A 12,428-nucleotide genomic window follows, 5' to 3' on the forward strand; every position below is an offset into this window, starting at 1 on the left:
GAGACGTTAAGCGGTTTGACGTGCCTGCAGGAACAGATTGTCCCACATGCCGGTGACCAGCGCCTGATCGCGTGGCGACAGTTCGCCAGCAGCAATGGCTTTTTGCAGGCTGTTGGTGACGTGAGTTTGCAGCGCTTCCGGCGTGTGTTCACCGCTCAGCTCAATCTCCGCCACTGCCAGGGTCAGATGACCACGCAGATAGCCGCCTGCAAACAGCTCGTCATCGCTGGCGTGATCGACCATGTCATCAATCAGGGCCAGAATGCGGGTTTCAAATTCTACGATCATCTCTTCCTCTCTTCTTATAACCTTCGCGGATTACAGATCTTCCGGCCAAGGGAATTGTGCCGCCGTCAGTGGCGGCGTGCCGTAATAATTCGTCAGTGCATCGATGAAGCGAGCTGGTCGTGCCGGAATGCCCTGCTGCAGATACGTCATCACCTGTGCATGCACTTTGCGCTGAAACGCTATGCGATCTGGCTCACAATCGCCTTCGAGATTGTCACAACTTACGTTGAAGGGAAAGCCCGCCGCCACGCAGAATAACCACTCCAGCGCCTGCGGTTTTACCTCAACCGATTCGAACTGGCTCTGCGTTTGCGCATCGCGTCCGTCCGGACAATACCAATAACCAAAATCCACCAGCTTGCGGCGCGCTTCACCGGCAATGCACCAGTGGGAAATTTCATGCAGTCCGCTGGCGTAGTAGCCGTGCGCGAACACCACGCGATTCCACGGTGAGGTTTCATCCGCTGGAAGATAAATAGGTTCGTCGTCGCCTTTAATTAGACGGGTCTGAAAATCGTCAACGAAACAGCCATCAAAGATGGTAATCAGCTGATCGTAATGGTGTGTTGTACTCATAATTTTTAATCTTAAAAAAAAACCGGCGCCATTGTCGCATTGGCAGCCGGTCTTGACGAGTGTTGGATTACAGCGTGGCCAGCCAGGCCATCAATTCTGCGCCGTGACTGTCCCATAACAATTTAGCGCTCATTACCGCAGAAACGATCACTACCATGGGGCGAATCAGTTTCTGACCACGGCTCAATACCAGCCTGGCGCCGAGGCGCGCGCCAATAAAGGCGCCGAGCAACATAATCGCGCCGGTGCCCCACACCACTTTTCCGCCGAACATAAAGAACAGCAAACTGCCAAAATTCGAGGTGAAATTTAGGATTTTGGCGTGGGCGGTGGCTTTCGCCAGATTGAAGCCGCACAGCGTAACAAAGGCCAGCGCATAGAACGAGCCGGCGCCGGGACCAAAAAAGCCATCGTAGAAGCCGACGCAGCCGCCGCCTACCAGCGCATAGGGCAAACCGTGCAGACGACGTTCGCGATCGGCTTCGCCCAAACGCGGCATCAGCAGGAACCACAAACCGATGCAGATCAGCAGCAGCGGTAAGATTTGGCGCAGTACATCCGCTTGTAAGTGCTGAATCAGAATGGTGCCAGCAATCGCGCCGAGGAAGGTCATGGCGATATTCAGCCACTGCTCGCTCAGATTCACCGCACCACGTCGGATGAAATAGAGGCTGGCGGAGAACGATCCGCCGACCGATTGCAGCTTATTGGTGGCTAACGCCTGTGCCGGCGACAGCCCAGCAGCCAATAAGGAAGGCACGGTGAGTAAACCACCGCCACCAGCAATGGAGTCGATGAACGCCGCCAGCATTGCCACAAAAAACAGCACGCCGATAATCAGCGGGCTGACAACGAACCAATCCATTGAAATACCTACAGAAGATGCTTATCAAGTAAAGCCTGGCAAGACGGCGGCAATGGCGGCGGCGTGCTGCCTGGTTTTTTCGGCAGGAACCAGCTGTCCAGCTCAGCGCCACAGCCATCGCCGGCCGGTTGAGGTGCCTGGTCTTCACATTCAAGGCTCCCCGCCGGGCATCGCAGACGCACGTGCATGTGCGCGCGATGGGCAAACCACGGACGCACTTTATTCAACCACGCGCGATCGCTGCCAGCATCGGCGCAAAGCTGCCTTTTGATTGCCGGATTGACGAAGATACGCGTCACTTCATCATCTTTCGCCGCCAGTTTAATCAGGCTATCGATTTGCGGCTGCCAGTGACGCGCAATCACCTGTTTATCATCGGCAGAAACCAGATCGAGCGGCTGCGGCTTGAGCAACTGCTGCGCCGTCCAGCGGGTTTTCGGCAGCTGCAGCCAGATATCGACGTCTAAACCCGTTTGATGGCTGGCGTGGCCGCTGCTAAAACGTCCACCCGCCGCCATGCCCATATCGCCAATCAGCACTTGTCCCAGCTGAAGCTGATGAACCTGGGTGCTGAGACGCTGAATAAAGGCGATCAGATCGGGATGGCCGAAATAGCGGCGCTGATCCTGGCGCATCACCTGATAATTGGGTGAGTTAAGCGGCAACTGCTGCGCACCCACAATACAGCCGTTGGCGAAGCCGCCAATTGACTGCGGGCTGCCGGCAATCGGCTGATGAATTTGCTGCCACGGCGTGGCAGCAACGGCGGCCGCACTGCATAGCAGCGCGGCACAGATAATGAGCAGACGGCGCATCATCGGGTTTACCAGCGCGGAACGCTGCTGTTGACGTCACCGTTTTGCGCACGCTGGCGCAGCAGGTGATCCATCAACACAATCGCCATCATCGCTTCGGCAATCGGCACAGCGCGAATGCCGACGCAGGGATCGTGACGACCTTTGGTGATCATCTCGACTTCTTCACCCTCGCGGGTGATGGTGTTGCCTGGCACGGTGATGCTGGAGGTCGGTTTCATCGCCAGATTGGCGCTAATGGTTTGGCCGCTGCTGATGCCGCCCAGAATGCCGCCCGCGTGATTGCTCTGGAAACCGTTGGCACGGATCTCATCGCGATGTTGACTGCCGCGCTGATTGATCACCGCAAAACCGTCACCGATCTCCACGCCTTTTACCGCGTTGATGCTCATCAGCGCATGCGCTAAATCCGCATCCAGACGATCAAATACCGGCTCGCCCAGGCCCGGCGGCACGTTCTCTGCCAGCACGGTAACTTTGGCGCCGATAGAGTCACCCTCTTTTTTCAGGCCGCGCATCAGCTCATCCAGCGCTTCCAGTTTAGAGGCATCCGGGCAGAAGAACGGGTTCTCTTCCACGATGCTCCAGTCTTTCAGCTCGCAGGCCACATCGCCAATCTGCGCCAGATAGCCGCGCACCACGATGCCATGCTTCATCTGCAGATACTTCTTGGCAATCGCCCCTGCTGCCACGCGCATCGCGGTTTCACGCGCCGAAGAGCGGCCGCCGCCACGGTAGTCGCGCAGGCCATATTTCTGCTCGTAGGTATAATCGGCATGGCCAGGACGGAACAGATCTTTGATGGTGCCGTAATCCTGTGAACGCTGGTCGGTGTTCTCAATCAGCAAACCGATTGAGGTTCCCGTCGTCACGCCCTCAAACACGCCAGACAAAATTTTCACCTGATCCGGCTCGCGGCGCTGCGTGGTATAGCGCGAAGTGCCAGGACGACGACGATCGAGATCGTGCTGGATGTCGGCTTCCGTCAGCGGAATGCCGGGTGGCACACCGTCAACGATGCAGCCCAGCGCAATACCATGCGACTCGCCAAAAGTGGTTACGCGAAAAACTTGTCCGATGCTGTTTCCGGCCATGCTGGTTCCTTGTTGCGATGTTGCGGGCGAGCGCTCGCCCTCTTATTTAGTCTTTGTAAAATGAGAAGTGATGCTGTGCCGCCACGATTTGCTCGCGCGTCAGCATAAACACGCCGTCACCGCCATTATCAAACTCCAGCCAGGTAAACGGCACGTCTGGATACTGATCGATCATGTGCACCATGCTGTTACCCACTTCGCAAATCAGCACGCCTTGCTCAGTGAGGTAATCCGGCGCACAGGCCAGAATGCGACGCACCAGTTTCAGGCCGTCGCTGCCCGCCGCCAGACCCAGTTCTGGCTCGTGGCGATATTCGTTCGGCAGATCGTCCATATCTTCCGCATCCACGTACGGTGGATTGGTGACGATCAGATCGTATTTCACCGGCGGCAAGTTGCGGAACAGATCGGCGCGGATTGGCGTGACGTGGTTCAGCAGGCCGTGCTCTTCAATGTTCTGCTCGGCGACAGCCAGTGCATCGGTGGAGATATCGACTGCATCCACTTCCGCTTCCGGGAAGGCGTAAGCGCAGGCAATGGCGATGCAGCCGCTGCCGGTACACATATCCAGAATGTGATGAGGCGAATCGCTGATCAAACCGGCAAAGCGGTTCTCAATCAGTTCACCAATCGGTGAACGCGGCACTAATACGCGCTCATCAACGTAAAATTCGTGGCCGCAGAACCAGGCTTTGTTGGTGAGATACGCCACCGGAATGCGCTCGTTGACGCGGCGAATCACGCGCTCAACAATGCGATGACGCTCGCTGGCAGTCAGGCGCGCATTGCGCATATCTTCTGGAATATCCAGCGGTAGCCACAGCGTTGGCAGAACCAGTTGGACTGCTTCGTCCCAGGGATTATCCGTGCCGTGGCCGTACCAAATGCCTGCCGCCGAAAAACGGCTGACAGCCCAGCGCAGCATGTCCTGAATGGTGTGCAGTTCATTCACTGCCTCATCGACGAATATCTTGTCCACGTAGCCCTCCGCAGGCCATAAAATCAATCGGCCGATAGTGTGCCACGAAGCCGGGCAGAATTCAGCGCAGCGAGGCGAAAAAGCTGACATTTGTTAACAGTAACGGTTAAGGTATGCCACCGGCTGTTTAACCAGCCTTTTCTGACCCAATCACAGAGCCATGAGTAAGAAAACGCCGCTAAGCCAGGACGATCAGGAGATGTTCCGCCAGTTAATGAGTGGAACCCGCAAGCTGAAACAGGACACTATCGTGCATAAACCGGTAGTGAAAACGCGCGAAGTACCGCTTAAACGCCTGCTTTCAGAACAGGTCGATAACAGCCATTATTTTTCAGACGAGTTTCAGCCGTTGCTGTCGAGCGAAGGTCCGGTGCGCTACGTGCGCGCGGATGTCAGCCATTACGAGCAGAAGAAATTGCGTCGTGGCGATTACACGCCGGAAATTTTTCTCGATCTGCATGGCTTAACGCAGATGCAGGCCAAGCAGGAACTCGGCGCGTTGATTGCCGCCTGTCGTCGCGAACATCTGTTCTGCGCCAGCGTGATGACCGGGCACGGTAAACACATCCTCAAGCAGCAAACACCGCTGTGGCTGGCACAACATCCGCATGTGATGGCGTTTCATCAGGCACCGAAAATGTTTGGCGGCGACGCCGCACTGCTGGTGTTGATTGAGGTGGAAGAGTGGCAACCGCCTGAACTGCCGTAAAGGCTACGGTAAAAAGGATAGGGCCGCATTTGTAAGCGGCCCATAGAGCGGAATTACATCGCTTTAGCCAATTTTGACGGGCTGACCTGCCACTCCAGCTTGCCTTCGCAGGCCTCTGCATCAAAGTTTACGCAGGCTATTGCCGAGGTCGCGAACATCGGCGGCGCTTCCTGCGGGCAGAGTTCAGACACCAGATAACCCACCAGCGGCAGATGCGAAATCACCAGCGCCGATTTAACCCCTTTTTGTGCCAGCGCCTGCAGATAGCAGGCCACCATGCCTGGATCGCCGCCCGGCGTCAGTTCCGGCAAGACATCCTGCCCTTCTGGCAATTTCAGGGTTTCGCGTACCGTGGCGAGCGTTTGCTCGGCACGCAGGTAAGGACTGACTAATACCCGATCAATTTCTGGCGTTTTGCCGTTGAGCCAGCTCGCCATCGCTCTCGATTCATCACAGCCACAGAGTGTGAGAGGTCGAACAGAATCACTCGCTGCTTCCAGAGCTGCATCGCCATGACGCATGATAAAAACTTGCATAAAGCACCGCTGTTGTTTGTCGATATCGGCCGGTACCACAGCACCAGACGCTTCATTCTGCGAATGAACGGTGTGTTTTACCCCAATGGCTTCAGTATAGTCAACCGGTTGTTTATTAAATAAGCATATCTCAGAATGGTGCCGCGCTTACCGCTGCACGGCCCGCTGACTAACCCGCTGAATCTGTGCGCCTATTCACGATTGTGCAGAAGTGTAAAAATTCGTTTGCTGTTCTGACATTGCAATCAGCGCCTCACTCGGCGTAAAACGCTCGCCGTGCTGCTGCATTAATGACCTTAATGCTTTGACGATATCGCCAATGCCGCGCTGATCCATATAGCGGAACGGACCGCCAAGGAACGGCGGAAAACCGATGCCAAATACCGCCGCAATATCGCCATCACGTGCGTTGCGGATCACCGCTTCATCCAGACAGCGTGCCGCTTCGTTCAGCATTATCAATACGCAGCGATCTGCGATCTGCGCTTCGCTCTGCCTCGCCTGCGGTTTGATATTCAGCAGTGAATAAAGGGAAGCATCGACTTTGCGTTTTCCCGGCCAGCGCGAACGTTGATAGAGGTAAAACCCTTTGTGATTTTTGCGCCCTTTTCTGCCGTCGGCCAGAATGGCGTTCGCGGCGTTGGGGGCGCTGAAACGTATACCGTAAGCCTGCTCAAGAATCGGGCTGATTTTGCTGCCGACATCAATGCCCACTTCATCCAGCAGCTGCAGCGGCCCAACCGGGAAACCAAACTTCACTAGAGCGCGATCGATATGCTCAATCGGCTCACCTTCCTGCAAGCAGTGCATCGCTTCATTTATATAGGGCGCGAGAATGCGGTTAACGTAAAAGCCGGGACGATCCGCCACCACCACCGCCGTTTTGCCCTGCTGACGCGCCAGCTGCACCGTATTTGCCAGCGTTTGCGCCGAGGTATTGGCGTGAGGAATCACCTCCACCAGCGGCATTTTGTCCACAGGACTGAAGAAATGCAGACCGATCACGTTTTCAGGCCGCTGGGCTTTGGCTGCGATATCAGCAATTGGCAGCGACGAAGTATTGGAGGCGAAAATGGTGTGCGGCTGGCAATGGCTTTCGATTTCGCTGACCATCTGCTGCTTGAGCGCCAGATCCTCAAATACCGCTTCAATCACCAGATCGCGCTGGCTGAACCCCTGGTAATCGGTGCCGCCGCTGATGCGCGCCATCTGCTGCTGACGTTCGGCGGCTTTTAGCTGACGCCGCTTCACCTTGTTGCTCAGCAGATCCCAGCTGTATTGCAGCGCATGATTCACGCCGACCAGATTGATGTCTTTAATGCGCACCGGCAAACCGGCTTTCAGCGCCGTAACGCTGGCGATGCCACCGCCCATCAAACCGCCGCCGAGCACGCCAATCTGCTTCAGCACTTGCGGCTCGACACTGGCCATCGACTCTTTCTTTAAGGCCGTTGAGGCGAAGAACAAACTGCGCAGCGCGGCCGATTCTGGCGTCATCGCCAGTTGGCCAAAGGCGCGCGCTTCCGCTTCATGCCCGGCGCTGCTGCCCTGCTCCAGACCGATGCGCACCACGTCAAGAATGCGCTGGGCCGCTGGATAGTTGCCCTGGGTTTTGCTGTGGGTTTGCCGCTGCGCCAGCGAGAACAGCACCTGACGCGCGATTGGTCCCTGCAGCAAACGATCGCGGCGCGAAAGCTCCCGCCGTGCGCCTTTTCCTTTGTGTACGCGCGCAAGCGCCGTTTCCAGCAGAATTGATTGCGGCACCGCGTCATCGACAATCCCCAGCTTGAGCGCCTGTTTAGCGCGCAGCTGTTTGCCGGTAAGGATCAGCGGCAGCGCCTGCTGTACGCCAATCAGGCGCGGCAAACGTTGCGTACCGCCAGAACCCGGCAGCAGACCGAGCTGTACTTCCGGCAAACCGAGGCGCGTTTTGTCATCCAGCGAACAGATGCGCGCATCGCAGGCCAGCGCCAGTTCCAGACCGCCGCCGAGGCAGGCACCGTGAATCGCCGCCACCACTGGAAACGGCAGCGCGGCAATCATCGCCATCACATCTTGTCCCTGTTTTGCCAGCGCCTCAGCTTCCTGCGCCGTTTTGCAGTTGGCGATCATGCTGATATCCGCACCAGCAACAAAGTTGTCTGGCTTGCCGGAGATCAACACTAATCCAGCCAACTGCTGATGGCTGCGAGCTTCGTCCAGCACCGCTTTGATCTGCGGCACAAACTCGGCCTTCAGCGTGTTCATCTTCTCGTCCGGCACATCGATGGTGATCACACCGACGTGGTCGAGGCGCATGTGTAAATGAAAGGCGGATTCGCTCATTATTCGGCCTCCAAAACCATTGCCGTGCCCAGGCCGCCCGCCGCGCAGGCGGTGACCAATCCCAATCCGCCACCGCGCCGCCGCAGTTCCTGCAGCGTTTGCGTAATCATGCGTGCGCCAGTAGCGGCAAACGGATGACCATAAGCAATCGATCCGCCGAGCACGTTAAAGCGTTCTTCATTGACTTCACCTAACGCATGCGGACGATTCAGCACCTCGCGCGCAAAGCGTTCGTCACGGAACATCTTCAGGTTGGCTAAGGTTTGTGCGGCAAAGGCTTCGTGCATATCAATCAGCGTCAGATCGTTGAGCGTGATGCCGGCGCGCTCCAGCGCCAGCGGCGAGGCGTAGGCCGGTCCAAGCAGCATATCGTGCCAGACATCAATCGCCGTAAAAGCATAGCTGCGCAGATAGCCGAGCGGCTGAATGCCGAGTTCGCGCGCGCGCCCTTCACGCATCAGGATCACCGCTGCGGCGCCATCGGTCAGCGGCGTGCTGTTGGCGGCGGTCACCGAACCGTGGCGACGATCAAACGCCGGGCGCAGTTTGGCGTAATCGGCGGCGCTGGCGTTGAAGCGAATATTGTTGTCCTGCTCGATGGGCGCTTTCCACGGCGGCACAAATGCGGGCATCACTTCCTGGCTTAACACGCCCGATTGCCAGGCGCGCGCCGCATGCCGGTGCGAACGCAGCGCTAACGCGTCCTGCTGTTCACGCGTGATGCCGTGACTTTTCGCCATCTGCTCGGCGGTATCGCCCATGCGTAATCCGGTAGAATACTCCGCTACCGCCGGTGGCACCGGCAACAGATCGCGCGGGCGCAAACGACGCAGGATGCTGAGTTTTTGACTAAAGCTGCGCGCTTTGTTGAGATCCACCAGCGCACGCGCCAGAGTTTTACTGACGCCAATCGGCAGCACCGAGGATGAATCCGCGCCACCGGCAATGCCGGCATCGATGGTGCCCGCCACTAAACTTTCCGCCACGTTTGCCACCGCCTGAAAACTGGTGGCGCAGGCGCGGCTAACGCTATAGGCATCGGTATGCACGCCTAATCCGCTGCTCAGAACAATTTCACGCGCAATATTGGGCGCTTCCGGCATCTGCACCACCTGGCCAAACACCAGTTGATCGATAATCTCGACCGGTAATTCGCTGCGCGCCATCAGTTCGCTGATCACCATGCGCCCCAACTCCAGCGCGGGAATGCCGTGGAAATCGGTCGCCTGGCGGGCAAAAGGGGTGCGTAATCCGTGGGTTATGGCGATACGTTCGCCCTGACGCGTCAGCAGCGGCTGCGCTTTGCTCATTGCAATCACCTGTATTTTTCGACCGGGGCATCATTGCCAAACAGGTCTGACCTGATCATCAGTGTTAACTAAGTGTTGCTAAGTAGCCAATAAGCAGAGGAAAAAAGTGCGAGGGAATACACGAAAATGAGTTAAGGCTGCCGAAGGGGTTTCGGCAGCAGGGAGATTAGCGTAGGCCGAGCTGGAAAATCAGGGTTTCGGCCTGGCAGGCAAAGGTGAAGTCGATAGACAGGCGCACCGCGTCGCCTTCATTGGCAAAATCCGCGCGAATATCGCAAGGATCGGATTCCACCTGACGCGCGCGCTCAGTCAAATGCGCCAGCATCGCTTCCGCCGCATGGCGATCGGCAAACACGCCAGACCAGCTTGCGGTGCAATCGGTGTTATCCATCACGGTTCCCACATCAACACAGCAGCAGGCCGCCGTTTCGTTGGCATTACACTTTTTAATGGCATCAGTCATGATTCTCTCCTGACGATAATTTCAACATAATCGGATTATTTTCTGCCGCAAAGTGTACGCCTGCTGCGTTTTCACATCCACGATCAAGCCGCTAAGTGACGAATATCACACTAAAAATTGATCCACAGCAAAATTGAACGCTATGTTTAAGTCGAACCGCTAAGATTTTGTTAAGCAGATCTGATTTTATCGATCAAATCAGAAATATTTAAAAAACAATATTGCAACAAATACACAGGTCGGACCTATACTCGTCGCACTGGTCTGATATGTGGTTTTGCCATCAGTCCCTACAATTCGCCGCTCTTTGTTACGCGACGTAACAACGTTAAATAATAAATCTGGATGAGGTTGTGGTCATGAACCATAAAAACCTGTTTGCAAAGTCAGCTGTGGCAGCTGCAGTAACGCTCGTCTGTTCACATGTTTACGCCGCGGGCTTTCAACTGAATGAATTCTCAGCAATTGGTTTAGGTCGTGCATATTCCGGCGAAGGTGCGATGGGTGATACCGCCGCCTCTGCCAGCCGTAACCCGGCAACCATGGCATTAATGGATCGCCCTTCTTTCTCTATCGGCGCGGTTTATATTGATCCCGAAGTGGATATTAGCGGTCAGAGCCCGACAGGTCGCAGCCTCGATGCCAAAAATATCGCCCCAAATCAGTGGATCCCTAATCTTCACTACGTGCACCCAATTAACGATCAGTGGTGGATTGGTGCATCTGCGACCTCAAACTATGGTTTAGCAACCGAATTTAATGACGGCTATACCGCAGGTGGTTATGGCGGCAAAACCGACCTGATGACCGGTAATTTTAATATCAGCACCGCTTATCGACTGAATGAGAATTTCAGCTTCGGTATCGGCTTTGATGCGGTCTACGCAAAAGCGAAAATTGAGCGTTATGCAGGTGAAGCAGGTGCCGTGGCAGGATTGCCAGCCGATACCCAGATTGCGCATTTAAAAGGTGATGAATGGGGCTACGGCTGGAACGCCGGCATCCTGTACGAAGTGGATAAAAATAACCGCTTTGGCTTTACCTACCGCTCAGAAGTAAAAGTCGACTTTGATGGTGACTACAAGAGCAACATCCCCACCGCCTTTAACGGTACACCGCAGGCACTGGCTTTAGGCCTGCCTTACGGCACCAGCGGCACCACGATTCCGGGTTCTCTGACTTTGAATCTGCCAGAGATGTGGGAAGTGTCAGGCTGGCATAAAGTGGCGCCGCAATGGGCGGTTCACTACAGCCTGACGTATACCAGCTGGAGCCAATTCCAGGAGCTGAAAGCCACCGGCAGCAATGGCCAGACGCTGTTCTATAAGGATGAAGGTTTCCACGATGCCTACCGTATCGCGTTGGGTACCACTTACTTCTACGACGATAACTGGACCTTCCGTACCGGTATCGCCTTTGATGACAGCCCGGTTCCGGCCGATAAGCGTTCAATCTCTATACCGGATCAGGATCGTCTGTGGCTGAGCGCCGGTGCGTCTTACGCGTTCAATGAAGATGCTTCCGTAGACCTGGGTATTTCTTACATGCACGGTCAGAAAGTCACCGTCAAAGAAGGCCCGTATACCTTTAACTCTGAAGGTAAAGCCTGGCTGTACGGCGCGAACTTTAACTACAAGTTCTGATACGTAGCTTGATAAAAAAAGGCGACTCATTGAGTCGCCTTTTTGTTTTATTCAGAATCGATATCTTTCAGATCGTCCTGAATCGCACTGGCGTTCGGATTATCTTCCGGCTTCAGCTTACCGCCGTTGGCAATAAAGTCATGTCGCTGGAAGTAGGCATTACGAATAAAGGCGTACGGATCTTGCTGCTGACGCAAAATGGCGTCCGAATCCAGCAACTGCGCACGGGTTTCAATCCCTTCCAGCGTCCATTTACCTACCGAGATCGGCCAGCTCAACCAGCTTAAGACCGGATAGAGCGTATCAACGAAGTCACCGCCATCTTCACGGATGGTGAAACTACCGTAGGCCGGCAATTCAACATACGGGCCGTAACCGACGCCATAACGTCCCAGCGTGCTACCAAAGCGATGCGGCACTTCACGCGCCAGCGCCGGATTGGCTTTGCCTGCCACGTCGATAAAGCCACCCAGCCCTAACACGGTGTTCAGGAAGAAGCGGGTGAAGTGGATGCCTGCCTGGCGCGGTTCACCCACCAGAATGGCGTTGACCATGCTGGCGGGCTCTTCAACGTTGGATAACACATTACTGATGCCGCTACGTGCCGGCACCGGCACGTAATCGCGCCAGGCGACTGCCACCGGACGCAGAACATACGGATCCAGCACGTTGTAGTTGAAGTTAAACATCGTGCGGTTAAAGCCTTCCAGCGGATCGCTGCGCTGCGCAGGTTCCGTATTTTCAGCCGGTTTTGAGTTGGCACAACCCACCAGCAGTAAGCTGGCTAGCGCCAAACCGGTCAGGCGGTTATTCATTCTTCTCTCC

General features: G+C 55.8%; 13 protein-coding genes. 2 read left to right on the forward strand and 11 right to left on the reverse strand.

Features of this window, described 5'->3' with window-relative positions; genetic code table 11:
* Positions 1-6: 6 nt before the first annotated feature.
* The 6 genes from ACYAC5_RS13580 to prmB form a co-directional block, all read right to left on the reverse strand.
* Positions 7-288, reverse strand: a complete 282-nt coding sequence (locus ACYAC5_RS13580) for a YfcL family protein (RefSeq protein ID WP_008101252.1) — start codon at positions 286-288, stop codon at positions 7-9.
* 30 nt (positions 289-318) lie between these two features.
* Entirely contained in the window at positions 319-864 is a 546-nt protein-coding gene (locus ACYAC5_RS13585) for an elongation factor P hydroxylase (protein WP_101763626.1), read from the reverse strand.
* Positions 865-931: 67 nt separating this feature from the next.
* Positions 932-1,729 carry a sulfite exporter TauE/SafE family protein gene (locus ACYAC5_RS13590; protein WP_192411455.1) on the reverse strand — a complete coding sequence of 266 codons (798 nt, stop codon included), beginning with the start codon at positions 1,727-1,729 and terminating at the stop codon, positions 932-934.
* 8 nt (positions 1,730-1,737) lie between these two features.
* The gene (gene mepA, locus ACYAC5_RS13595) at positions 1,738-2,547 is read right to left on the reverse strand and encodes a penicillin-insensitive murein endopeptidase (RefSeq protein ID WP_462061909.1); all 810 of its coding nucleotides are present in this window, start codon (positions 2,545-2,547) and stop codon (positions 1,738-1,740) included.
* 5 nt (positions 2,548-2,552) lie between these two features.
* The gene (gene aroC, locus ACYAC5_RS13600) at positions 2,553-3,638 is read right to left on the reverse strand and encodes a chorismate synthase (RefSeq protein ID WP_101763624.1); all 1,086 of its coding nucleotides are present in this window, start codon (positions 3,636-3,638) and stop codon (positions 2,553-2,555) included.
* Between the two features lie 46 nt (positions 3,639-3,684).
* Entirely contained in the window at positions 3,685-4,617 is a 933-nt protein-coding gene (prmB, locus tag ACYAC5_RS13605) for a 50S ribosomal protein L3 N(5)-glutamine methyltransferase (protein ID WP_110866547.1), read from the reverse strand.
* Between the two features lie 160 nt (positions 4,618-4,777).
* Here prmB and smrB point away from each other — a divergent pair, with 160 nt between their 5' ends.
* The gene (gene smrB, locus ACYAC5_RS13610; RefSeq protein WP_101763622.1) at positions 4,778-5,326 is read left to right on the forward strand and encodes an endonuclease SmrB; all 549 of its coding nucleotides are present in this window, start codon (positions 4,778-4,780) and stop codon (positions 5,324-5,326) included.
* 53 nt (positions 5,327-5,379) lie between these two features.
* Here the strand turns inward: smrB and sixA are convergent, their stop codons facing one another.
* From sixA to ACYAC5_RS13630, 4 genes are all read right to left on the reverse strand, one after another.
* Complete coding sequence (sixA, locus tag ACYAC5_RS13615; RefSeq protein ID WP_101763719.1) at positions 5,380-5,862, reverse strand: phosphohistidine phosphatase SixA; 483 nt, start codon at positions 5,860-5,862, stop codon at positions 5,380-5,382.
* Between the two features lie 195 nt (positions 5,863-6,057).
* On the reverse strand, positions 6,058-8,187 hold the full coding sequence (gene fadJ / locus ACYAC5_RS13620) for a fatty acid oxidation complex subunit alpha FadJ (protein ID WP_462061910.1): 2,130 nt from the start codon (positions 8,185-8,187) through the stop codon (positions 6,058-6,060).
* The gene (fadI, locus tag ACYAC5_RS13625) at positions 8,187-9,497 is read right to left on the reverse strand and encodes an acetyl-CoA C-acyltransferase FadI (protein WP_192411453.1); all 1,311 of its coding nucleotides are present in this window, start codon (positions 9,495-9,497) and stop codon (positions 8,187-8,189) included. The genes fadJ and fadI overlap by 1 nt, the downstream gene beginning before the upstream one ends.
* Before the next feature lie 166 nt (positions 9,498-9,663).
* Complete coding sequence (locus ACYAC5_RS13630; protein ID WP_101763619.1) at positions 9,664-9,960, reverse strand: YfcZ/YiiS family protein; 297 nt, start codon at positions 9,958-9,960, stop codon at positions 9,664-9,666.
* Between the two features lie 359 nt (positions 9,961-10,319).
* Here ACYAC5_RS13630 and fadL point away from each other — a divergent pair, with 359 nt between their 5' ends.
* On the forward strand, positions 10,320-11,603 hold the full coding sequence (gene fadL / locus ACYAC5_RS13635) for a long-chain fatty acid transporter FadL (protein WP_192411452.1): 1,284 nt from the start codon (positions 10,320-10,322) through the stop codon (positions 11,601-11,603).
* Between the two features lie 47 nt (positions 11,604-11,650).
* Here fadL and mlaA read toward each other — a convergent pair whose 3' ends face one another.
* Positions 11,651-12,418, reverse strand: coding sequence for a phospholipid-binding lipoprotein MlaA (gene mlaA, locus ACYAC5_RS13640; RefSeq protein ID WP_350260948.1), 768 nt, complete (start codon positions 12,416-12,418; stop codon positions 11,651-11,653).
* Between the last annotated feature and the right edge of the window lie 10 nt (positions 12,419-12,428).

Source organism: Pantoea sp. y20, from assembly GCF_054903455.1.

What these genes read in the sequence shown, in the direction of transcription:
- fadL (WP_192411452.1), top strand. Translation starts at nt 10,320, where the DNA reads ATGAACCATAAAAACCTGTTTGCAAAGTCAGCTGTGGCAGCTGCAGTA.
- sixA (WP_101763719.1), bottom strand. Translation starts at nt 5,862, where the DNA reads ATGCAAGTTTTTATCATGCGTCATGGCGATGCAGCTCTGGAAGCAGCG.
- fadI (WP_192411453.1), bottom strand. Translation starts at nt 9,497, where the DNA reads ATGAGCAAAGCGCAGCCGCTGCTGACGCGTCAGGGCGAACGTATCGCC.
- aroC (WP_101763624.1), bottom strand. Translation starts at nt 3,638, where the DNA reads ATGGCCGGAAACAGCATCGGACAAGTTTTTCGCGTAACCACTTTTGGC.
- ACYAC5_RS13585 (WP_101763626.1), bottom strand. Translation starts at nt 864, where the DNA reads ATGAGTACAACACACCATTACGATCAGCTGATTACCATCTTTGATGGC.
- ACYAC5_RS13590 (WP_192411455.1), bottom strand. Translation starts at nt 1,729, where the DNA reads ATGGATTGGTTCGTTGTCAGCCCGCTGATTATCGGCGTGCTGTTTTTT.
- mepA (WP_462061909.1), bottom strand. Translation starts at nt 2,547, where the DNA reads ATGATGCGCCGTCTGCTCATTATCTGTGCCGCGCTGCTATGCAGTGCG.
- ACYAC5_RS13630 (WP_101763619.1), bottom strand. Translation starts at nt 9,960, where the DNA reads ATGACTGATGCCATTAAAAAGTGTAATGCCAACGAAACGGCGGCCTGC.
- fadJ (WP_462061910.1), bottom strand. Translation starts at nt 8,187, where the DNA reads ATGAGCGAATCCGCCTTTCATTTACACATGCGCCTCGACCACGTCGGT.
- smrB (WP_101763622.1), top strand. Translation starts at nt 4,778, where the DNA reads ATGAGTAAGAAAACGCCGCTAAGCCAGGACGATCAGGAGATGTTCCGC.
- ACYAC5_RS13580 (WP_008101252.1), bottom strand. Translation starts at nt 288, where the DNA reads ATGATCGTAGAATTTGAAACCCGCATTCTGGCCCTGATTGATGACATG.
- mlaA (WP_350260948.1), bottom strand. Translation starts at nt 12,418, where the DNA reads ATGAATAACCGCCTGACCGGTTTGGCGCTAGCCAGCTTACTGCTGGTG.